At 43.0% G+C, this 21,783-nt stretch carries 20 protein-coding genes and 1 pseudogene; 9 read left to right on the forward strand and 12 right to left on the reverse strand.

The features are described from left to right. Positions 1-2: 2 nt before the first annotated feature. The 8 genes from F6K51_RS04300 to F6K51_RS04335 all read right to left on the reverse strand — a co-directional run bounded on the left by F6K51_RS04300 (position 3) and on the right by F6K51_RS04335 (position 8,418). Entirely contained in the window at positions 3-848 is an 846-nt protein-coding gene (locus F6K51_RS04300; RefSeq protein ID WP_293018311.1) for a hypothetical protein, read from the reverse strand. A gap of 80 nt (positions 849-928) precedes the next feature. Beyond that, positions 929-2,698 carry a glycerol-3-phosphate dehydrogenase/oxidase gene (locus F6K51_RS04305; RefSeq protein WP_293018312.1) on the reverse strand — a complete coding sequence of 590 codons (1,770 nt, stop codon included), beginning with the start codon at positions 2,696-2,698 and terminating at the stop codon, positions 929-931. Between the two features lie 21 nt (positions 2,699-2,719). After that, a complete protein-coding gene (locus F6K51_RS04310) occupies positions 2,720-3,331 on the reverse strand; it encodes a glycosyltransferase family 4 protein (protein WP_293018314.1) in 612 nt (203 codons plus the stop codon). A gap of 265 nt (positions 3,332-3,596) precedes the next feature. Beyond that, positions 3,597-4,166 (reverse strand): glycosyltransferase family 4 protein, encoded by a 570-nt coding sequence (locus F6K51_RS04315; RefSeq protein ID WP_293018316.1) that lies wholly within the window; start codon positions 4,164-4,166, stop codon positions 3,597-3,599. 769 nt (positions 4,167-4,935) lie between these two features. After that, a complete protein-coding gene (locus F6K51_RS04320) occupies positions 4,936-5,088 on the reverse strand; it encodes a hypothetical protein (protein WP_293018318.1) in 153 nt (50 codons plus the stop codon). A gap of 103 nt (positions 5,089-5,191) precedes the next feature. Next, entirely contained in the window at positions 5,192-6,214 is a 1,023-nt protein-coding gene (locus F6K51_RS04325) for a glycosyltransferase family 2 protein (RefSeq protein WP_293018320.1), read from the reverse strand. A 393-nt stretch (positions 6,215-6,607) separates the two neighbouring features. After that, complete coding sequence (locus F6K51_RS04330; protein WP_293018321.1) at positions 6,608-7,687, reverse strand: hypothetical protein; 1,080 nt, start codon at positions 7,685-7,687, stop codon at positions 6,608-6,610. Between the two features lie 488 nt (positions 7,688-8,175). After that, positions 8,176-8,418 (reverse strand): hypothetical protein, encoded by a 243-nt coding sequence (locus F6K51_RS04335; protein WP_075898082.1) that lies wholly within the window; start codon positions 8,416-8,418, stop codon positions 8,176-8,178. On the opposite strand from F6K51_RS04335, the gene F6K51_RS04340 reads away from it, so the two are divergent. Together F6K51_RS04340 and F6K51_RS04345 are read left to right on the forward strand one after the other, a co-directional pair. Further along, positions 8,418-8,606: a hypothetical protein gene (locus F6K51_RS04340; RefSeq protein ID WP_293018323.1), complete on the forward strand. Its 189-nt coding sequence runs from the start codon at positions 8,418-8,420 to the stop codon at positions 8,604-8,606. The two genes, F6K51_RS04335 and F6K51_RS04340, sit on opposite strands and share 1 nt — an antisense overlap. 63 nt (positions 8,607-8,669) lie before the next feature. Next, positions 8,670-9,245: pseudogene (locus tag F6K51_RS04345) on the forward strand (Uma2 family endonuclease). On the opposite strand, the gene F6K51_RS04350 reads toward F6K51_RS04345, so the two are convergent. Then, positions 9,149-9,529 carry a hypothetical protein gene (locus tag F6K51_RS04350; protein WP_293018325.1) on the reverse strand — a complete coding sequence of 127 codons (381 nt, stop codon included), beginning with the start codon at positions 9,527-9,529 and terminating at the stop codon, positions 9,149-9,151. The pseudogene F6K51_RS04345 and the gene F6K51_RS04350 overlap by 97 nt on opposite strands. Before the next feature lie 1,421 nt (positions 9,530-10,950). Between F6K51_RS04350 and F6K51_RS04355 the strand changes: the two genes are divergently transcribed. From F6K51_RS04355 to F6K51_RS04375, 5 genes are all read left to right on the forward strand, one after another. Beyond that, positions 10,951-11,517: a tetratricopeptide repeat protein gene (locus tag F6K51_RS04355; protein WP_293018327.1), complete on the forward strand. Its 567-nt coding sequence runs from the start codon at positions 10,951-10,953 to the stop codon at positions 11,515-11,517. 30 nt (positions 11,518-11,547) lie between these two features. Further along, the gene (locus F6K51_RS04360) at positions 11,548-11,955 is read left to right on the forward strand and encodes a tetratricopeptide repeat protein (protein WP_293018329.1); all 408 of its coding nucleotides are present in this window, start codon (positions 11,548-11,550) and stop codon (positions 11,953-11,955) included. A 78-nt stretch (positions 11,956-12,033) separates the two neighbouring features. Then, entirely contained in the window at positions 12,034-13,911 is a 1,878-nt protein-coding gene (locus F6K51_RS04365) for a CHAT domain-containing tetratricopeptide repeat protein (RefSeq protein ID WP_293018331.1), read from the forward strand. A gap of 24 nt (positions 13,912-13,935) precedes the next feature. Continuing rightward, positions 13,936-14,295, forward strand: coding sequence for a hypothetical protein (locus tag F6K51_RS04370; protein WP_293018333.1), 360 nt, complete (start codon positions 13,936-13,938; stop codon positions 14,293-14,295). 158 nt (positions 14,296-14,453) lie between these two features. Then, positions 14,454-16,214, forward strand: a complete 1,761-nt coding sequence (locus F6K51_RS04375) for a hypothetical protein (protein ID WP_293018336.1) — start codon at positions 14,454-14,456, stop codon at positions 16,212-16,214. Positions 16,215-16,504: 290 nt separating this feature from the next. On the opposite strand, the gene F6K51_RS04380 is transcribed toward F6K51_RS04375, so the two are convergent. After that, entirely contained in the window at positions 16,505-17,782 is a 1,278-nt protein-coding gene (locus F6K51_RS04380) for a CCA tRNA nucleotidyltransferase (RefSeq protein WP_293018338.1), read from the reverse strand. Between the two features lie 176 nt (positions 17,783-17,958). Between F6K51_RS04380 and F6K51_RS04385 the strand changes: the two genes are divergently transcribed. Beyond that, complete coding sequence (locus F6K51_RS04385) at positions 17,959-18,207, forward strand: Ycf34 family protein (protein WP_044492409.1); 249 nt, start codon at positions 17,959-17,961, stop codon at positions 18,205-18,207. Between the two features lie 226 nt (positions 18,208-18,433). Continuing rightward, on the forward strand, positions 18,434-19,063 hold the full coding sequence (locus F6K51_RS04390) for a DedA family protein (RefSeq protein ID WP_293018343.1): 630 nt from the start codon (positions 18,434-18,436) through the stop codon (positions 19,061-19,063). 74 nt (positions 19,064-19,137) lie between these two features. Here F6K51_RS04390 and F6K51_RS04395 read toward each other — a convergent pair whose 3' ends face one another. Together F6K51_RS04395 and F6K51_RS04400 are read right to left on the reverse strand one after the other, a co-directional pair. Next, entirely contained in the window at positions 19,138-20,340 is a 1,203-nt protein-coding gene (locus tag F6K51_RS04395) for an argininosuccinate synthase (RefSeq protein WP_293018345.1), read from the reverse strand. Positions 20,341-20,424: 84 nt separating this feature from the next. Beyond that, a complete protein-coding gene (locus F6K51_RS04400) occupies positions 20,425-21,651 on the reverse strand; it encodes a SpoIID/LytB domain-containing protein (RefSeq protein WP_293018347.1) in 1,227 nt (408 codons plus the stop codon). Positions 21,652-21,783 lie beyond the last annotated feature (132 nt).

Genomic DNA, 21,783 nt, shown 5'->3' on the forward strand with positions numbered 1-21,783 from the left:
TTTTAATTGCTATTTTTTTTAGACCGAATTGCTAATTGGTTACGAATAAATCGCCAGGGGTTTTCTAGAGAACCATACCCCTGAATAGGTGTCAGGGGATTCAGTAGCATTTCCTTGATATCTTTTCCTGGTTCTTGATTACTCAAGGAACCCTGGATAGTAAATCCAAAACTTCCAGGACGACAATATTCAGAAGCCAAAGGAAGTGGATCGCTTCCTGGTAATATCCGCCATCCTTTTTTCTCTGCTTGTTTGAACAAAACTGGTCGTGACCAGAATACAGGACGTCCACCATTGTCTCCTAGAAAAAGCTTGGGAAAATTATTGTCTTCCAAGAGCTTATTTAATAGTTTTCCCCGATTTCCGATCCATTTACCAACTCCCCAGGGTAGTATAGGGATTCCCCCAGCGGACAGAATTGCTTTAATGGTTACGTCTAAGGGGAAACCATCTTCAAGGTTTTGGTCAGTGATCAAGGCTAATACTTCCAGGTTTTCCGCTGTCACAATTTGGCGACCAGCAATTAAGAACATTCCTTGCCCTAAGGCGTTACAGGTATATAAGGATAAATCTTCCTGGGTACGGTGGAACATCCAAGTTTTTCCCTGGCTTACCCTATACTGATTATTGTTTTGAGCTAAATCAGCTAACTTCTTATACCATTTTTGATGCTCTATTTCTGTCAATAACAATACAGCCTGAAAATTTTCTCCATCACCTGCTTGACCAGAAAATTGCTGGAAATTTTCCCAAGCTGAGGTCAGCAGTTGATCGATATCAAAACAGTCATGAAGGTGAACGTGACCATCAATTAGGATTAATTGATGGTTTTGAGCGGTAGCTACCATGGATTTCTGTTAGAATTTCCCTGATTTCCATAAACTGGTGCTGCTTCCAGCAGATTCAGCTAAAATCTTGGACCAAAACCTCAACGGATCTTCTGGGCTAAACTTACCGGACCGTTAAGGGTTTCAATTCCAATACTTTTCTCCTGACTTAATACACCTCCAACATTAAAAATGTGATTAACCTTGTCTAACTCTAGCTCTATTTGTGACCGACTCCATCCTAATTCCGCCCCCATCACCTCAGCACAGATTCTGAGGGCCTCGTTTCCGGGATGACCAGCACTACCCAGTTCCGTCCGCCGGAACACCACATCACCTAATGTTTGAGCCATTTCCTCAACAACCCCATACAAGACTTCAGCTTTGAGTACAGCTAAATCATCAGTAGGTGTACAGGAGTGATCTGATCCTCGCTCCAAATATAGCAGTACATCTTGATAGGCACTACCGTAGTTATACACGAGGCGGCCCATTACCTCCTGCCCCAGTCCATAGGGTTGCTTAAAGATTGCTGTCTGCAAAAACACTTCAAATTGTTCGATGTGCCCACCGTAAATTGGCGTAACTGATGACAGGGACTTGGGAGGCTTTTGCCCCCATGACCGAAATACCTGGTTAACGACTTTCTCAGCCACATCTCTGGCAGTGGTATATTTCACCCCAACCACCGAGATCAATCCTGGCAATTCTTCTTTGGCATGATCGAAGATTTGATAGTTTTTAGCCAGTTGTGGCTCTCCGGTCTCAGTAATGCCAGTTCTAGGAAGCAAGCCACCATGGACGAAGGCGACATCAGCTTGGTTGAGTTTAACCGATGGCCATGCTTGGTTTATGTCATCGAGTAGGTTTTGAATATCCTGTTCAGTAATGTTGAAGTTATCCGGGTCTTGATCCCAAACAGCATAGGATGTACCGACCAGGGATTTACCACGCCAGGGCGCAATAAATAGTAAGCGAGACCCCTTGTTAACTATGGCATCGGAGTCACGATAGGAGTATGGCGTGGAAATACCCACAGCATAGCTTTGGCAGAGGGGACGGCGAATCACCAGGTTCATGGCTTTGGCAAGGGGAACTCTGGGTTGCTGCTGGGGTTGCTGCTGGGGTTGCTGCTGGGGTTGGTTTAGTAAACTTAACACCCGATTTGTCCATGGTCCGCTGGTGTTGACCACAGTCTTGGCGCGGATGTCGAATTGATTCCCAGTTAACACATCTTGCCCCTGAATACCCGTAACCCGATTTCCAGCTTGGAGAAATCCAGTCACTTCTACGTAGTTAGCCACCACTGTCCCAGCTTGCTCAGCTGAGCGTAGAAAAGAGAGGGTCAACCGTTCAGAGTTGTAGACCTGAGCATCATAAAAGACTGCTGCTCCAGTTAGCCCTTCCTGGGGAATTCCTGGAAGCAGCTGCTGACACTCTTGCTTAGAGATTACCCGACCATTGGATATGTGTTTTTGGGGATCGAGTTGGCGATTGCGATCGCAACTGATCAGGTCATTGATAGCAAGTGCCACAGATAGCACTTCTTTTCCCTTCATGCCATGGCCGTAGGTGGGAATCAATACTGGTAATGGATGAACTAAGTGAGGCGCAATCCGCATTAAACTGGTGCGTTCATGAATGGATTCACGCATCCTTTTAAGGTCAGCATGCTGGAGATACCGTAATCCTCCGTGGATAGTCTTCAAACTATTAGCAGAGGTAGCGCCACCGAAATCAGCTTTTTCTACCAAGGCTACTGACAATCCCCTGAGGGTTGCTTCCCAAGCTACGCAAGCTCCATAGATGCCACCACCGATCACTAATAGGTCGTAAGAGTTTCTGGCTAACTCTACTAGGTTCCTTTTCATTACTTGTCTTACACTAGGTGCTTACGCTATATGCTCTACTAACTCGTGATGTAGCCAATCATAAAGACTGTTTAATTTTTGCCGAAAAGCCGCATAAGTATGCCTTTTTTCAATCAATTTCTTGCCAGCACTGCCCAGCCTCAGTCGTAGCTTTTCATCAGCGATCAGAGCCACCATTCCCTCCGCGAAAGCTTTGGCCTCTGGGCTCCTCAGCAGAGCAACGTGATTGTCTAGCAACTGGGTATGGGTTGGCAAATCTGTGGCTAACAAGACTTTACCACTATCGAGATAGGAGTAGAGTTTCATCGGGGTATTTTTACCCTTAGTTCTCGGAGAGACTAAAATATCAGCTTGCTCCAGATAGATAGCCAGATCATCAACTGGTTTCGGTCCTAAAAAATGGACATGTTGTTGCATGCCAAGACAGTGAGACTTATTCGTGTATTTCCGAATGTCGTCCGCTTCTCCACCGATAATGACTAACTCAGCCTGATCAGTCTGCTCAAGGGTCAACGCAAAGCTGTCTAGAAGTAGGTCAATCCCCTGATAAGTCTCCAGATTGCCTACATACATCAGGAGTAGATTATCGATTGCTAGCTCACGTCTCAAATTACTATACATAGTACTATACATAGTTACACCAATGTTGAATCTTGAATTTGAATCTTGAATTTGAATCTTGAACTTGAAACTGTTGAATTTGTCAGCAACAATTTACAATAACCTGCACATTTTTACGATAATTATCTTTCTTTACAAAATAAAACTTAGTCTTAGGGCATCCTAACAATAGGTTTTGTTGATCATTAACAATTATTAGTTAATTTATTATCCTCCAATTCTAAAGTCTAGAGGGTTTCAATATTTAGTCTAACTTTAACTACTTTTTAGGAATTTGTTAAAAATTAGAGTTAAGCAAGGATATATCTGGAATAACTACAGTTTTTCTGGGCTTGTACTTTTGAATATCTGCTGCCAAAGCATCGCAAACTGAAACCACGACTTTGGCATTCTTCACAGCCAGTCCTTCAAAAAAGTTGAATACTGACGAAAAAATATGTAGCAAAGGATACTTTTCAATCATTTGTTGGGCTATAGATGAATCCATGTCATAGATATAGGGAATCTTACACAGGATTTTGAGCCCTAAACCAATAAAGACGGATTCTTCTCCAGCATGAACCAAATCGTAGCGTTTCTTAGTCACTAGGCGAATTACAGCAAGCAACATGAAAACATCACAGACGATTTTCTTCCAGGAGAAGCCTGGTCGTATATTCCGAACCCAAGGAAGCTTAGGGGTTCGGTATATCTTGATATTTTCATAATTGATGTCACGCCCTTCAGGATAAGTCACGACATCAACTTTGTCTCCCCGTTCAGAAAGCACTTTCAAGACCAGGTTGACTGCGATTGGTGTGCCACGATTCTGATAAAACGGATGAGGAGCGAGCAATAGAATGTTCATCCTACTGACATTTCGTTGATCATAGGAGACTGGTTTATTATCCCAGACAGTCCATTTATCCCTGCTGCTTTTGACCTCAAGCCGATCTCTAAGCCGATTAGTTTTGCTCTTTAAATACACGTTGATCTCCCCCTATGTTATTCAAAGCACCCTGAGCAAGAGCGCCCGCTTTCCAAGCCAGCTTGATTAAAGCTTCACTATTGCTCAGTAATTTTACGGTAGAGCTTAAAATAATTTAACAATAACCAGTGGTTAATTTCAGCTATGACTAACAGCCTTCACTGAGCAAGAATGTATGACTCAATGGTAAACACCGATATAAATGGATTAAATAATTGTTTAACTAGAAACTAAAACTGCTCCTAATTTATTCCCTGAGGATGAACCTTACTGCACAACTAAGTGTTATGCAGAACTGGTTTTAAGGGATTTTTTATCCAAAAAAATTCTCTTTTAATTAAACCCTAAACAAATTATACAAATCAACGAGTAATCTGGAGCTTAATGAAATCTTGATGAGAAACTTCATATAATCTTTAAAAATTGCCAATCTTCAAGAAATCCCTTTGGTTGGTGGCTAAGCTAATATGCATTTAAATTTGAGTACGAGCCACTTGTGCAAAAGCTGGTCTAGCATCTGAGCATCTCCCGATCTCCCCATCCTCATAAGGGTAGGTTTTTTACAAAGACCTTAGGTGTGGGGTGACCGGGTGTGGGGTGACCGGGTGTGGGGGATAAGAAAATATACCTAATTTGTTGTTAAAAATCATCATTGTCTTGATGGAACTGCCGTGGTTTCCCCCACTCGCGCTCTGGTACTTGACAATATTTCCCCCACTCGTGCTCTGGATAAAGACAATAAAAGTACGTACTTGCCCCTTTGTAAAAAACCTACCCCTGTGAGATCTCCCCATCTCCCCATCTCCCTATCTCCCCAAAGCACCCCCATTCACAATTTAAATTGTGAATGGGGGCTGATGATACTTTGGTTAGCCACTAACCAACTGGATTTCTAAGTGATATCACTAAGGTTGCTCAACATTAGAGGACACCACTTCTCTGACCCGATAAATCGGTCTTCCCTGAGATTCGTGGTAAGTACGCATCAGTAGTTCCCCCAGTAGACCAAGACTAAACAGTTGTACACCAGTCGAGATCAAAAGTACTGCCAAGATCAGTAAAGGCCGATCCCCGATTTCTTGATTCAGTCCTAGCTTGAGAATGGTCAGATAAGCCCCAATGATTATTCCGGTGCCTAGGGAACTCAGACCTAGTAATCCAAATACATGCATGGGTCGGGTGAGGAATTTCTTCATGAAGAAGATGGTCAACAAATCCATTAGCACCCGGAACGTTCGCCCCAGACCATACTTGCTACTACCATAGCGACGAGCATGGTGACGCACGGGTAACTCGGTAATTCTTGCCCCCTCAATAAATGCCAAGGCTGGTAAAAACCGATGTAACTCACCGTAGAGGTTCATGTCCGCTACCAATTCCGAGCGATAAGCTTTCAGAGAACAGCCATAGTCATGGAGTTTAACCCCAGTGGTGCGTGCAATCAGCCAGTTGGCAATTTTGGATGGCAGTAAGCGAGTTACAGCCGCATCCTGCCGATGTTTGCGCCAGCCACTAACCAAGTCATAGCCTTCCTCAAGTTTGACAAGCAGCATGGGAATGTCAGCTGGATCATTTTGTAGGTCACCATCTAAGGTAACAATGGCACGACCCCGAGCATAATTAAACCCAGCTGCCATGGCAGCTGTTTGACCATAGTTACGACGCAAAATTACCCCTCGCACATTAGGGCGGGAGAGGACTTGCTCCTTGAGCAGTTGGGTGGAACCATCTGTAGAGCCATCATCGACACAAATCAGCTCATAGCTGAGCTGAGTATCGGTTAAGCTGGATGCGATCGCATCAATCAGGTGGGGCAAACTCTCCACCTCATTGTAGATTGGTACCACCACTGATAGGTCTGGTGTGATGTTATTGCCAGACCAGTTCTGGGCATTTAATTGCCCTTGTTTAATTAAGGAAATTTCCATAGGATGCCCCAGGTTGAGTAATATCCAATCCGGTTTAAACTGTAAGCATATGTTATTGATTGTCTACTCTAACTTTTGGGGATATGTCAAGGGATTAGGCACATTTATAGACCAAATTCATCAATCTTTTAAAGTTGAAGGTTTGTTGAAGGTTTGTTGTTCGCGTAGCGTGGCCTTTTGGCCAAGGTTGTTCGCGTAGCGTGGCCTATTGGCCAAGGTTAAATGTTGAAGGTAAGCTTTCAGTCATCAGGAATCAGTAATCAGTTTGACCCGGTGGGTGGAACGGGCATCCTGCCCGTTACAATTTTCGGACGGGCTATCCCAACACTGGCAACCGCGACACAATCAGGGCGAGCCCTTCCCTAACGCACCCTACTGCTGACCGCTGACCGCTTACGATTCAACTGACTGTAAAATCCCATCTTCTAACTGATAAATTGCTGTCATAATCCCAGTTTCTGGATTGTTCAACAGAGATTTTTTGACCTGTTGTAAGTATCCTAATATATTGCTGCGTAAAATAGGTTTTTCTACTTTAAGGGTGTGACGGTAATCCCAAACATCCCAAATCAATAAACCGATACCAGCCAGGGGATCAATGATACTTGCTCCTAACTCCGTTGCCACTAAACCACCAGTTTTTGCTGCCATTTTGCTAGCGGCTTTCCCAGCTAGTTTGCTGCTAACTTTACTGGCTACTTTTCCTCCCATGGAAACCAGGATAGGTTTAGCTACCAAGTAACCACTACCGCCAATTAACAATTTCAGGGAAATATTGGATAGGTTTCCTTCCGTATCATTAATTGTGGTCGAAATTTCGTTAATATATCTATCCCACTGACCTTGAGGAATTTGATATTGGCTTTGGATGTCACTAAGATTGTTGCCCAACTCAGCCATATATAATTCAATCGTATCATTCGTGATTAGTTCCATCCTCATTTGAGCATTCTGAGGAACTAGTACTCGTTTAGAAAATTCTTTTTGGAATGTCTCGGTAAGTTTGGCGTCAATGGCTTGCTTGCCAGAGGGAAGGTTGGGATTGATTTGATGCATGATAGCCGACGCTCCCCACATAAACGGAACTGAAAGTTCCATCTTTTTTTGATTGAAATAATCAAAATACCAATCCAAAAAACTATCTACACGGGGGATTAACTCTGCTTCCCAAACATCTAACTCCTGGGCGGCAAAGGCTTCAGCACTGGCGTGAGATTGTTTGACGGCATCAGCAACTGCTTGATTAACTTTACTAAAGTCGGGATGAGGTTCAATAACAACTGTTGATTCAGCAGAGGGGTTAATTTGAGCCGGATTGCTCGAATGGGGGATGATAAGTTTGCTGACTAAGGGAATGAATACAATAATAATTACTAAAGTCCAAATCAGTGGAGCCACTGACTTAATCAGTTGGGTAAAGGCTTGGATGCGCTCTGTCTTTTGAGTATAAGTTACTTCCTCTTCCTGACTCATAGTGATTTCTCCACTGATTTAGGACTAGTATATTTTATACTATTGTAATCAATTTTTTGGTAAGCTATCAGCTATCAGCTATCAGCTATCAGCTATCAGCTATAGCCAAGGGAACAGGGAACAGGGAACAGGGAACAGGGAGCAGGGAGTAGGGAGTAGGGAACAGGGAACAAAAATTCGCACAATTCCTACACGGATTGCTATATCAGCTATCAGCTAATGCCCATGCTACTTGAGGTGCTATCAGCTATCAGCTAATGCGCTACTTGAGGTGCTACTTGAGGTGCTATCAGCTTGTGAATAAAAGAGGTAAGCTTTGGCCTTTGGCCACGCTACGTTAGGTCCGATGCGTCGAAGCCTGTGCCACAAACTAGAAGCCTGTGCCACAAACTAGAAGCCTGTGCCACAAACTAGAAGCCTGTGCCACAAACTAGAAGCCTGTGCCACAAAGCTGACGGCTGAATGCTGACGGCTGAATGCTGACAAGCTCACTGGCGATCGCTTAGATAATAGCGATTACCCAGGTACAAAGCTGCTGCTATAGCTAATCCTGGCAAGGTAATAACCGCTGCCCAAGGAGAGCGTAACCAATTCACTTGCTCAGCTCTTATGTAGTTAATGGACTTCTTGTACATACAAGATTCAGCTGGACTAACTGAACCCAACAAAACAGCACTGGCAATTCCAGTGGTTGATAGGAAAGCAATCAAGGTTAATTTGGGTTTGAGCATTGTTGAGATTCCCCGCTAGTGTTACTTGGGTAATTGTCCTTAGTCTAGCTTTGTTTATGCGATCGCAGGTTGTTCGCCCTTGGCGTTCGGTGTCGGGTAGGTTAGCTGGTTGTTCGCGTAGCGTGGCCTATTGGCCAAGGTTGCAGGTGGTGTTTTCTATTCCCTGTTCCCTGCTCCCTGTTCCCTAAAAACCTCACCTAATTGAAAACCGCTATATTAAAAACCAAAGAGATATATCACGATCGATAATCATGGATACCATTACCCTAGACTTAAAGGGAATCGTTGAACTAACTGATGAGCAATTTTGGCAATTTTGTCAAGATAACCGTGACTATCGCTTTGAACGTACTGTATTGGGATAAATTGTGATCATGTCTCCAACTGGTGGAGAAACCAGCAATCGCAAGGCTGATCTGATTTATCAATTACAAGCATGGAATAGAAAGCATAATTTAGGGGTTGTTTTTGACTCTTCTGGTGGATTTAAACTACCTAATAATGCCGACCGCTCTCCTGATGCGTCATGGATAACTAAAGAAAGATGGGACACTTTGACTCTACAGCAAAAACAAAAGTTTGTGCCTTTGTGTCCTGATTTTGTGGTTGAGTTGCGCTCTCCTACTGATTCTCTCAAGAGATTACAAGCAAAAATGCAGGAGTATCAAGAAAATGGAGCGCGTTTGGGTTGGTTAATCGATCGGGAAAATAGGCGAATTGAGAGTTATCGTCAGGGGAAACCAGTAGAAATTTTAGAATTTCCGACAAGTCTATCTGGAGAAGAGGTTCTCCCTGGTTTTGTTTTGGATTTAAGCAGTATTTGGTAAGTGGATCTAGGAAAGGGAATAGGGAGTAGGGAGTCGGGAGTCGGGAGTCGGGAGTCGGGAATTGCGTAGGGTGGCTTAGAGACCGGCTCGCCAAAGATTGATAACGGGCAAGATGCCCATTCCACCAACATGCCCATGCCACCAACATGCCCATGCCACCAACATGCCCATGCCACCAACATGCCCATGCCACCAACATGCCCATGCCACCAACATGCCCATGCCACCAACATGCCCATGCCACCAACATGCCCGTTCCAGCCACTGAAACTATAATAAAACAAGTATAAATTTACAACGTGACGTCATCGGTATGCCTACCTTAGATATAACAGTTGAGCAAGTCATCATGTTAGTAAAGCAATTACCTTTAGAGGAAAAAAAAGCTGTATTTAATGTACTCCAGAACGAATTATAAGTTCAAGAAAATACCTGGTTAAAATTGGCTGGAAAATATCAGGACGATTCACAATTTGAGGAAATGTTAGCTTACATCGAAGCTGAATGCTTACATAACGCTAAATAATAAAACTCCCACACTACTCCCGATTCCCGATTCCCGATTCCCGATTCCCGATTCCCGATTCCCGATTCTTAATTATCAATTCTTAATTCTTAATTCTAAATTCTTAATTCTTAATTCTTAATTATCAATTCTAAATTCTAAATTCAAAAAAAAAATAGCCGTAGAAATACTATCCACAGCTATTTCAATGACCTATGTCAGAAGAATATCCGAAACTTTCGGATGTGATCCTATGCTATCAGACCAAACCCTTGGCCAAGGGGGGGAAACCCCCCCAGAAATTTAGCGCTGCATCGCTTATTCAAAAGCACCTCAAGTAGCGTGCGCATTAGCTGATAGCTGTTCGCGTAGCGTGCGCGTAGCGCTTAAGCTGATAGCTGATTGCTGAATACTTACGTTATTGTTACCTTTTAAATAAAAAAAATGTCCTAAACTAGACTTACATTGCTATCATAATTTATCCATAATTGAGTGCATCAATCCCTAACAATAGTATTTGTAAATAAATGTCAAAAAAATAAATTACCCCTTGCATCTTTTTCAGGATTTATCTATACTATAGATATTGAGACTGAGACTAATAACCGCGCTGGTTAAAACCATTAAGCGAGGCCAGCGCGGTTTTCCTCCCACCTAAATAGGAGTTACTTCCATGATGGCAAAAATATCACAATTATCAATACAGCGGTTTGCAATTGCTGTTAGGTACAACGTCTGGGCTTTTAGGGAGCAGGGAGTAAGCAATAGGCAATAGGGCTATAAGGCTCAAGGGTTAACAATACACCAGACCAGGTAATCATTTATAACACACCAGTACCCATTTCTTCCTAACGAGTACTAATTTCTCACACACCAGTACTCGTTTACAAAAATCAGTACTGGTGTGTAACAAACGGGTATCGGTTTCTTCTTAACAAGTACTAGTTTCTCATTAACTAGTACTTGTTGCTAATAAACGAGTACAATTTTCTCACATGGCAGGACTGGTTAGGTGCATCTCAGTGTTGCAATTAGGTATAGCGCTACGCGCCAGTCAGCAAAGCTTGTCGGGTGGGCAAAAACCCTTTGGTTCTTTTAACAATTCTAGATAATATCATTTTGCCCACCCTACGCACTGAATTCTGACTTCTTAAGAAACGCTATAATGTTTCAATAACTATTGTAGAGCAGTTGATGGTAATGCCTGACAATACATCTGATGCCCAACTTGAATTTCTCTTACAGGTATTAAACGCAACTGCAAACAGTAATGGTGACGCGCAGATAATTTACCCATTACTGGCAGCAAATACAGACAAACTAGATGATAGATTAGCAGAAAAATTGCGAGATTGGGCAACAATTGTGCTGGGGGAAGCAGAAGCAGATGAAGCGGGATACATAGCAGCAGGTATTTTTAACTTCAGCAATCTAATAGCACAATTCCCCTTGGGTGACAAAGGCAGCAATAGTTCAATTGCACTCACTGGCTATGAAGTTGCACTAACTGTTTTCACCCGTGAAGCATTTCCCTATAATTGGGCATCGACACAAAACAATCTCGGTAATGCTTACTCTGACAGAATCGAAGGTGAGAAAGCACAAAACCTAGAAGTTGCCATCGCTTGCTACCAATTGGCTTTAGAAGTACGCACCCGTGACAAGTTTCCTATTGATTGGGCAATGACTCAAAACAATCTCGGTAGTGCTTACGCTCAGAGAATCACAGCTCCCAAAGCACAAAACCTAGAAGATGCGTTCGCGTAGCGTGACCTACGGTCAATCGCTTGCTACCAATTGGCTTTAGAAGTACGCACCCGTGAGGCGTTTCCTATTGATTGGGCAACAACTCAAAACAATCTCGGTATTGCTTACTCTGACAGAATCGAAGGTGAGAAAGCACAAAACCTAGAAGATGCCATCGCTTGCTACCAATTGGCTTTAGAAGTACGCACCCGTGAGGCGTTTCCTATTGATTGGGCAACAACTCAAAACAATCTCGGTATTGCTTACTCTGACAGAATCGAAGGTGAGAAAGCACAAAACCTAGAAGATGCCATCGCTTGCTACCAATTGGCTTTAGAAGTAATCACCCGTGAGGCGTTTCCTATTGATTGGGCAATGACTCAAAACAATCTCGGTATTGCTTACTCTGACAGAATCACAGGTGAAAAAGCACAACACCTAGAAGATGCGTTCGCGTAGCGTGACCTACGGTCAATCGCTTGCTACCAATCCGCTTTATCAGTTTACACCCGTGAGGCGTTTCCTATTGATTGGGCAATGACTCAAAACAATCTCGGTATTGCTTACCGTAACAGAATCAAAGGTCAGAAGGCACAAAACCTCGAAAATGCCATCGCTTGCTTCCAATCGGCCTTAGCCGTTTACACCCGTGAAGCTTTTCCCGAAAATTGGGCATCGACTCAAAACAATCTCGGTCTTGCTTACCAAGATGCTCAAAATTTCCCTGAAGCTTACAAGGCTTTTGATGCTGCCATTAAAACAGTAGAATCCCTGCGAGATGAAATTATTTCTGGTTCTGGAGTAGAAGAGCACAAGACCAAACTAGCTGAAAAGTACAACCGAAGCTATCGAGGTATGGTGGAAGTTTGCCTAGAATTAACTAATATCACAGAAGCCATTGAATATGTTGAACGGAGCAAAACCCAGAATTTAGTTGACAAGATTATCAGCCGTGACCTGAAAACCATCTTTCACCCAGAAGTTGTTACTAAACTAGAAGAATACAGGGATGAAATAGCAGCAGGCCAGTACGAAATCCAGCATGGCAAAGCTGACAATCCAACCGCCCTGGCACAACGTCTTCAAGAATTGCGACAGCAGCGTAATGATTTACAAGACCAATATTTACCTATCGGTTCTAGTTTTAAGTTTGAGCAATTTCAGAACAATTTAGATGACCACACTGCTATTGTACAATTTTACATTACAGGGGATAAACTGCTCACTTTCATCTTTACCAGGGAAACTCAACAGCCAATAGTTTGGCAATCTGAGCCACAAGACTTAGACAAATTTGTAAATTGGAAAGATGAGTATTTACGAGATTACAAAGCTGATAAAATAAATAAAAATAATTGGCAAAACGACCTGAGTAACCGCCTACATGAGTTGGCTGATATTCTGTCCATTGATGACATCATTGAGCAGATTCCCGAAAGGTGCGATCGCTTAATTTTAATCCCCCATCGGTATTTACATTTGTTGCCCCTTCATGCTTTACCGATTACCAGTAAGCAGGGAGAAGGTAAATCTAAAATTATAATGGAACAGTTTCCAGCAGGGGTAAGTTACGCTCCTAGCTGTCAACTACTCCAACTTGCTCAAACCAGAAAACGCCCGGACTTTACCCACCTGTTTGCCGTCCAAAACCCCACGGGTGACTTAAGTTACGCTAACATCGGAGTAGAAGTGATTAAAAGCTACTTCAATCGAGCGGATACAGAGGTCCTTGTGGAAAACGCTGCCACCAAAGCCGCCATAGATAGCAAACCTCTCAACACTTACCACTGTTTACATTTTAGCTGTCACGGTTACTTTAACTACGATAAACCACGTAAATCGGCTCTGATCCTCGCAAATTCCCACGTTAGTCCTACACCGGCTGAACTCAATCCAGAACAACATCTAGTTTTGGATAACGGTGAAGTAATTGACTTAGACAAATGCCTCACCTTAGATGCCATCTTTGCTCTGAAATCAGAACAGACATTAGAACAATGTCGCCTTGTCACCCTTTCTGCTTGCGAAACAGGATTAATCGACTTCCAGAATAACAGCGACGAATACATTGGTTTACCCAGTGGTTTCCTAGTTGCCGGAAGTCCAGCAGTAGTTAGTAGCCTATGGAAGGTAGAGGAGGTTTCTACAGCGTTGTTAATGATTAAATTTTATCAGAATCTGCTCAATCAAATGTCCTTAGCACTTGCCCTGAATCAATCCCAACTCTGGCTGCGGGATGCTACTGTACAGGAATTGTTAGATTGGGCTGAACAGTTAACTAAACAGTTGAATTTGGAGAATAACTTTAAGGAAAAAATTAAGAAAGAACTCCGTTTATTTAAAAGTGAAGAAACTCCCTTTTATTCTCCTTTTTATTGGGCGGCTTACTGCGCCATTGTAAAATATTATTTTTAGTTACATAAATAAACCGCAAAAATCATGGAAATATTAGCAATTATCCAAGTTTTTACGCAAGCACTAAAAACTCACTCGAAAAAATTTGAACTTATAGACTTGCAAGACTTAGACCAACTTTTAGTAACTTTAGACACTCCAACAGAAGCTGAATTAGATCAGATACTAACTAATTGGTTACAAACCCATACAGAAGTCAGAGATACTCTACGCCCATTTGCTGAAACTAATAAGGAATTAAAGAATTCGCCCAAGCTTCCGTCTAATTCCGAAGCAAGTATTATTCAAAATCTATTTGAACCGCGAAAAACCAACCAAGAAGTTATTAAAGCTAAAACTAATCAACAAGATCAAGACAAGAGTCAGCAATCAAAACAAGGGTAAGCATTGAGCTATCAGCCGTCAGCCGTCAGGTAAGCTATCAGCTATCAGCTATCAGCTTATGCGCTACGCGCACGCTACGCGAACAGCTATTGAATAAAATAAGCATTCAGCTGACAGCTGACGGCTGACGCCTGAATGCTTACTAAAAATCTCAAACAATGACTCATAAAATCTACGCACCTAATATTCATCTCTTTGCCTTCCATCTTAGAAATAAATCTAGTAGTGATTCCCAACCAGACACCGACTATAACAGCAAACTACTTTGGCACAAGTACGATCAGATTTGTGCTAAATTCCAAATTCAAGAGAAGCTAGACCTGAGAGACGTTGCAGAAGGTTCCCGCATTGCTTTACTAACAGGAGCCACAACGGATAATATTCTCTTACCGTTGGAGGGGAAATTATCTCTGAATAATGGCAAAGGAATAAGGATTACTGGTCAAGCTTGTCCACTCCAGATCTATGATAGTTATGCTCTCGGTTTAAATATTCGGATTCCTGAAGTTGAGAATAATCAGAAAACTGAAGACGTAGACCTGACTGTATTCAAAGATTTTAATCCAGACCAGTGCTTTCTTCCCAGTAAAATTAACAGTCACATTAACAGTTCCCTAGGACAAATTCTGTTACTAACTGCTTGGCTACCCCAAAAGCAAGCGCAAGATTCTCATTTATGGAAAGAGATAGCTGATCAGTGTGTGCAGAATTTTCTGGGGGAAAAGGATAAGGATAAATGTCCACCGCTGTATCAAGAAGGTCAATTATTTGATAGTCCTATTTTTGAATATGGCATTCCCGATCAATCTCAAGACTATGGCCAAATTTTTGTTTGGCTATTTTTAGGAGAAGAGGTGAATGGCAACTATAGTGCCCGAGCTGACGAAAATTTTTGCTGGTTTTATCAAAACTTTATTGATTTATTTTTTTATCGCCAGAAAGTTATTCGAGCTTATCAAATCAGCCGGGAGGTGTATAGTGATGTTAAACAACAATATCAAGATATCAAAAAAATAATCAATGAAACGACAGGTCACAGGCTGGAAGCCTATGCCACGACTCAAAGTCAAGATAAAACGACAGATCACAGGCTGGAAGCCTGTGCCACGACTCAAAGTCAAGATAAAACGACAGATCACAGGCTAGAAGCCTGTGCCACGACTCAAAGTCAAGATAAAACGACAGATCACAGGCTGGAAGCCTGTGCCACAGCTCAAAGTCAAGATAATCAGAGATCATTATCTGAAGCAGAACTGTTGGACTTTAAGAATAAGCTGAGAATACTGCCGAAGCTAGACTTGAACTATTCAGACTTGCTGGGACAGTTAGAAAGCTATAGCTTGACAATGAAGATTAATGCTCAAAATTATTCCGAAAAGCTTCAACAACTTCAAGAAAAATTACCAAAGGATGATTTAAGGATTTTGTCAGTATTTTCTGATAAAATAAGCCATACTTATCAAGAGCAAATTAAAATAAACTTAAGCTATTTTGGACATAGTTCTGGCCTATTATACAAAGCGATTTCCTCAATCAGAGGTATTGTGGAAATTGAACAAGCAGAACGCGATCGCGCTTTGGAACAAGCCCTCAGAGATAAGGAGGAGGCTGATCGAGCCCGAGACAAACAAGCTGAGAAACAGGAGAAAAGACAACAACTTTGGCTCACCTTCGTCGGTACTGGCCTAGCGGTCAGTGGTATTTCTTCCCAAAGCGACGCTAAACAACCTCTAGAAGCGATCTTGAGCAAACTAGAATGGAAGGGATCCTTAGATGATTGTCCTAAACCTGAAGCTGGACTCTACCCTTGCTTGAGTTACAGTGTGGTGTTTGTGCTATTTCATATTTTGATTGGTGTTGGCGTTGGTGCGATCGTTGCTTTTATTGTGGATCGAATTATCAATCGGCGGTCAAAATGACTGCTGATGTAAGCATTCAGCGGTCAGCGGTCAGCCGTCAGCCGTCAGCCGTGAGCTAAAAGCTCACCCTACGCGAACAGCTTTCCATAACTCAGATTAAACTAATGCTTACCTGTTTTATTCAAAAGCTCTTCTCTTTGCTTACCCTATGCCCATAAGCACCTCAAGTAGCCTGTCCATAGCCCATAAGCTGATAACTGATAGCTGATAGCTGATAGCTGATAGCTGATAGCTGATAGCTGATAGCTGATAGCTTATGATAATAAGTTAATCGGATTTAATATCATGTGTTATTTGTTTTTGTCTTCAGAGCCACAGTTGATTGAGTCCAGCTTTGCGGCAAATTCCAGAGCACCTTTAATACTATCGATATTGCCCTCAATCCGTGCAATTTGAATCTCAGTCAGTAACTCACCAATTTTAGAACTAGGGGATAACTTAAGAGACTTGATTAAATCTTTACCAGTAACCAGTGGTGTGGGATGGGCAACCTGGTCATTGGGATTCAAATAGTGCTCAATCAAGGGTGCTATAGTATCCACAGCCATGCCCCTGGCAACTGCCAAAAGCGCTACCACAGGAAAGACAGCTCCAACGTTAAGAAAGAAGAAATACTGGTCCCGTAATGGGATATCCTTGGCAGTAGTATAAGACAGCAATTGGGGCAAATGTTGGATTGCCCTGACTACTATTCGAGTCTGAACACGAGAGTACTTTAGAGCTAACAGCTGTTGTTCAGCAACTGCTGGTATTGATGATAATAAATTTGCTAGCTTAGCCAAATTTAGCAAAGATAAAGAATGCTTAGTCACCTTTAAGTTCAATTCCACCCCAAGCTTAGGCCAGGTTTCTGCCAGTACCATCGCGGATGGGTTAATTGCTGTCATGTACTCGAAAGATTCAGCGGTGGCATCAGGCAGCCATGGTCGTAATACATTATCCTCCCAGGCCGCTTTTAGCCAAGGTACACCCTGAGGAGACTTGAGGAGATAGCCCAATTCTGTCCGTACCCGTTCTGCTGCGATTTGGCTCAATAACGGTGCTACCTTTCTAATCGCTGACTGGGTGGCTGGGTCAATCTGAAAACCCAACTGAGCGGCTTGTCGATAAGCCCGCAATAATCGTAATGGGTCATTTTGTAAGTTTTCTGGTGACACCATCCGGATTATCCCTTTACGGCAATCCAAGATACCTTGTAATGGATCAATGAATTCCTTGGTGTGGGGATTAAATGCGATCGCATTAATCGTAAAATCTCGCCTATGTAAGTCAGCCTCTATGCTATCCCCGTCCTGTTGAGCAAAGTCAACTGTGGCGTTGCCAAACACTACCCTAGCTATTTGACGCTGGGCATCCAAAACCACAAATCCGGCCTTATAACGTCTTGCTAGCTTGCTTGCTGTCCGTACTGCTTTAGTGGGTAAAACAAAGTCTAAGTCTAAGTAATCCGACTGTCGGTTGATCAGAGCATCCCTAACCGCACCACCCACCAAGCAAGCCTCAGAAGGGAGTAACTCCCAGTTAAACGGCCAATTTTGGGGTGATATAGCAGTTTGGTAATTAGTCATTAGTCATTTTCTGAAATCTCAGAAATAATACTATATATCAATTGTGGTAAACTCGAACATATAACTTTATAAAAGTAGCAAACAGAGTAGCCAATACTTAAGTATTTGATATTATAAGCTAGCTAATAAATTTCTGAATTGAGCTATGCTAAAATAAAGGAAATGGAGTTTAAGCAATGTGTATTTGCATTAACTGCCACTACGTAGACCGGTGTACTACATACCATGCTGTGGAAACCCAGCATCAGGTACCTCACCTGACGGAATCTCCCAACTTTGAAGCGGTTGAGCCCACCATCAATGTCAATATCCGTTCTACTGAAGATATAATCGAAATGGAATGGGACGTTGTGGGGTGTAATAGCTTTAAGCAGGAAACTGGCAAGTGGGCAAAGCTTCGTCCTGGTGAACTGGTACCCACCTGATGGGATTGTGAATTTTAGGTATTCTGGCGATAAGCTCCACTCTGTAGCTAAGATCAGCATGGGATTCATCGCCAGTCAAGTTTTAATTTAACCAAGCAAGCTTTTGATAAAAGCTCGAATTGGTTCTGGTTGTGTTTGTCCAGTATTTTCTATAATACTGCTTTAATTGACACAAAAGACACGATCGAGCCAAAATATTAAAAAGTATTAATTTTTGTAACGCTGGATGTCTTTTGAGCTTTTATCGTTGGAAACAGTCCAGGACATAGCTAAGGACTATGGCTACTGGGCAGTTTTTTTTGGGATTGCCCTGGAAAACGCTGGGGTTCCCATACCGGGAGAAACCATTACCCTGGTAGGTGGCTTCGGTGCAGGTAGCGGCGAACTCAATTATTGGGTAGTCCTATGCTCTGCGATCGCTGGTGCTGTCTTAGGAGATAACTGTGGTTACTGGATTGGGAAAATCGGTGGTTGGCCCTTACTACTGCGAATTGGGGGTTTAGTCCGGATCACAGAAGCACAACTGACAGAGGCTAAAACCGAATTTCGTAAGAACGCTGCTAAGGCCGTTTTTTTTGGTCGATTTGTGGCAATACTGCGGATCTTTGCTGGTCCAATGGCAGGGATTGTTCAGATGCCTTACCCGAAATTTCTATTATTCAATTTAGCTGGTGCTACGATCTGGGCATCAGTGATGGTGAGTTTATCCTACTTTTGCGGACGCTTGATACCTCTGGAACTATTAATCTCTTCGGTATCTAAATTTGCGATTGTTGCTCTGATTTTGGTGATTGGCTCGATTGTTGTTCCTAAATGGTTTGAGTCTCGTAGGCAGAAATTGGAGATGGGGGATTAGTTTAAATTGGCAAAGGGTAATCGGTAATTGGTAGTTAACGATTACCGTAACCCAATTACCGTAACCCAAAATTCCTAACTTCTGGTTTTTGCTGACCACACCCGAGTTGGTAATCCCCACAAGTAGATGAAACCCTCAGCAGCCTTGTGGTCAAACTGGTCTTCTGAGGTGTAGGTAGCCAGTTCCAGAGTGTAGAGAGAATTCTCTGACTGACGTCCTACAATTATGGCATTACCCTTGAAAAGTTTAACCTTGACTGTACCGGATACCCGCTCCTGGGTTTTTTGAATGAAAGCATCCAAAGCATCCTTAAGGGGACTGTACCACAAGCCTTTGTAGACCATTTGACTGTAGGTGTCTTCAATCCCTCGCTTGTACTGGGTAACATCAGCGGTCAAGGTCAGACTTTCCAAGTCACGATGAGCTTGGAGCAACACCGATAGGGCTGGTGTTTCGTAAATGTCTCGGCTTTTGATACCAACTACCCGGTTCTCAATCATGTCAATTCGTCCCACACCGTGATTGCCAGCTAACTCGTTCAGTTGACTAATCAAAGTAACCGGATCAAGGAGATTACCGTTAAGTATAGTGGGAACACCCCCCTCAAAGCCGATTTCAATATACTCTGGCTCGTCTGGTGTATTTGCGATCGCTTTTGTCATGGCATAAACTTCCTCTGGTGGTTCTACCATCGGATCTTCAAGCACCGCCGCTGCAATACTCCGCCCTAGCAGGTTACGGTCAATGCTGTAGGGGGAAGACTTTTTCACTGGTGAGGGAATACCAAAGCGCTCACCATATGCGATCGCATCTTCACGAGAGAACCCCCACTCCCTAGCTGGTGCCAATATTTTCAAGTTGGGGTTAAGGGCGATAATCGACACATCAAAACGCACCTGGTCATTGCCCTTACCGGTACAACCATGAGCTACCGCATCTGCACCGTATTTTTCAGCAGTCTCCACCAATAATTTAGCAATCAGGGGACGAGCCAGAGCAGTGGAGAGGGGATAGCGACTTTCATAAAGAGCATTAGCCTGAATGGCTGGAAAAGCATAGTCCTTGACAAAGGTGTAGGTAGCATCAGCAACCAAGGATTCTGTTGCCCCAGCGTCCAAGGCTTTTTGTCTGATTGGTTCTAGTTCATCTCCCTGACCTAAATTTGCCGCTAGGGTGATCACCTCCTTTACTCCCCATTCTTCTTTGAGATAAGGGATACAAACCGACGTATCTACGCCACCGGAATATGCTAGAATAACTTTGTCAGCACGGCTCATGATAATTTTACCCTGTGGAAAACAACAAAATATCTATTCTATCCACATATTTCCAGAATAGGGTTGCTCAATTGGCACAGAACTCTAATCGTAATCCGCTTCAACAGTATCAATCCAAGCCAAACTAGTGCCTGGATAATAGTTGCCTAAAATTTCTTGATAGGTGTAACCCTGCTTAGCCAAGTCACGAGCTCCGGTTTGACTCATACCCTGACCACCAAATACATTTTTGACAATATGGTCAGAAGCCGCGTACAAGGATTCTACCACCCCACCTTTGTAACTTAGAAAAATGCCGCGAGTTTCTTGAACTGCCTGAGCCGTGGTGTTCCACTCATATTTGATTCCTTTGTAAACTTGCCAACGCTGAGTGTTTCCCAAATCATAGAACTTACTAGCGGGTCGAATCGCATGAACCAAAGCATAGGAGCGAGCAGCAATGGCTTGTGCTTTCAGAGCTGCCATTGGCCAACTAGGATACACTTCCGCTCCCACCACCGAAGTCAGGTAAAGCTCAAGGTCAACGTAGTTTACTGCCAAGATGCTATCTCCCTTAGAAATCAATAGCAAATCCCCTCGATACCACCGATTTCCTACTAATACATACCCTCCGTTAGTTGGCTTCACCCAAAGCCCTGCGGGGGTCTTATAGTTACCAATTTGAATATAGTCCCCTAATGGTTTAACATTACTTCCCTGATTGGCGGTTAGTTTACCCAGGGGCTGACCCCTAGCATCCAGCAACTCACCCGGTGTTGAAGTAGCCACTACCAGAGACTTAACACCATTGGCTACAGCAACTCGCATTTCTAAGATCGGAGCATCATTCAATGGCTTTGGTGCTGGTTGCTGATTTTTGGTAGCTCCTTCAGACTGGCTGGGCGGCTGGTTGTTATGATTATAAGACTCAGTCTTGGCTGATTTATCCGATTTATCCTGGGATTTATCCTTGGTAGTAGCAGTAGATTGTTTAGTGTCTTGCTTGCTAGAGGTTGATGCTTCGGTAGCTTTAGTTTGGGCTAGGGTTGGTGAGGGTGGTGACTTAGAGACAGTGGAATTCTCATCCTTGGGGGTAAGAGATTGGGATGGTGTTGGATCTGTGGCGGTAGATGTTAGTTCAGATTTCCGAGTATCCTCTGAGTTAGCCAGCCCATCCCACTCAGGGGAAACTTGATCTGGGGACTTTGGAGGAGAAGAGGTTGAGGAAGATGTTTCTAACTCAGAGCCAGGTGACAGAGATTTCGCTAAGACTAAAGGTACAGATAGGGCAATTGAAAATAGGGCAATTGACCACAACACTGATTTCGTCATTTGTAATTAAAATTAAACACTTGCTTCACCGGCTATTACACTATATAATACAGCATTCCTATTGGAATTCTGGATAGTGACAGACAGCTTATCCCTTTCTTAGCTTCCGCCAAAATTCATCCCACATCTCAA

This window comes from Moorena sp. SIO3I8, from assembly GCF_010692325.1.
Classification (GTDB): Bacteria; Cyanobacteriota; Cyanobacteriia; order Cyanobacteriales; family Coleofasciculaceae; genus Moorena.

What these genes read in the sequence shown, in the direction of transcription:
- F6K51_RS04365 (WP_293018331.1), top strand. Translation starts at nt 12,034, where the DNA reads ATGACTCAAAACAATCTCGGTATTGCTTACCGTAACAGAATCAAAGGT.
- F6K51_RS04300 (WP_293018311.1), bottom strand. Translation starts at nt 848, where the DNA reads ATGGTAGCTACCGCTCAAAACCATCAATTAATCCTAATTGATGGTCAC.
- F6K51_RS04330 (WP_293018321.1), bottom strand. Translation starts at nt 7,687, where the DNA reads ATGAGTCAGGAAGAGGAAGTAACTTATACTCAAAAGACAGAGCGCATC.
- F6K51_RS04305 (WP_293018312.1), bottom strand. Translation starts at nt 2,698, where the DNA reads ATGAAAAGGAACCTAGTAGAGTTAGCCAGAAACTCTTACGACCTATTA.
- F6K51_RS04355 (WP_293018327.1), top strand. Translation starts at nt 10,951, where the DNA reads ATGCCTGACAATACATCTGATGCCCAACTTGAATTTCTCTTACAGGTA.
- F6K51_RS04325 (WP_293018320.1), bottom strand. Translation starts at nt 6,214, where the DNA reads ATGGAAATTTCCTTAATTAAACAAGGGCAATTAAATGCCCAGAACTGG.
- F6K51_RS04390 (WP_293018343.1), top strand. Translation starts at nt 18,434, where the DNA reads ATGTCTTTTGAGCTTTTATCGTTGGAAACAGTCCAGGACATAGCTAAG.
- F6K51_RS04380 (WP_293018338.1), bottom strand. Translation starts at nt 17,782, where the DNA reads ATGACTAATTACCAAACTGCTATATCACCCCAAAATTGGCCGTTTAAC.
- F6K51_RS04310 (WP_293018314.1), bottom strand. Translation starts at nt 3,331, where the DNA reads ATGTATAGTACTATGTATAGTAATTTGAGACGTGAGCTAGCAATCGAT.
- F6K51_RS04370 (WP_293018333.1), top strand. Translation starts at nt 13,936, where the DNA reads ATGGAAATATTAGCAATTATCCAAGTTTTTACGCAAGCACTAAAAACT.
- F6K51_RS04395 (WP_293018345.1), bottom strand. Translation starts at nt 20,340, where the DNA reads ATGAGCCGTGCTGACAAAGTTATTCTAGCATATTCCGGTGGCGTAGAT.
- F6K51_RS04385 (WP_044492409.1), top strand. Translation starts at nt 17,959, where the DNA reads ATGTGTATTTGCATTAACTGCCACTACGTAGACCGGTGTACTACATAC.
- F6K51_RS04335 (WP_075898082.1), bottom strand. Translation starts at nt 8,418, where the DNA reads ATGCTCAAACCCAAATTAACCTTGATTGCTTTCCTATCAACCACTGGA.
- F6K51_RS04375 (WP_293018336.1), top strand. Translation starts at nt 14,454, where the DNA reads ATGACTCATAAAATCTACGCACCTAATATTCATCTCTTTGCCTTCCAT.
- F6K51_RS04400 (WP_293018347.1), bottom strand. Translation starts at nt 21,651, where the DNA reads ATGACGAAATCAGTGTTGTGGTCAATTGCCCTATTTTCAATTGCCCTA.
- F6K51_RS04320 (WP_293018318.1), bottom strand. Translation starts at nt 5,088, where the DNA reads ATGGGGAGATGGGGAGATCTCACAGGGGTAGGTTTTTTACAAAGGGGC.
- F6K51_RS04315 (WP_293018316.1), bottom strand. Translation starts at nt 4,166, where the DNA reads ATGAACATTCTATTGCTCGCTCCTCATCCGTTTTATCAGAATCGTGGC.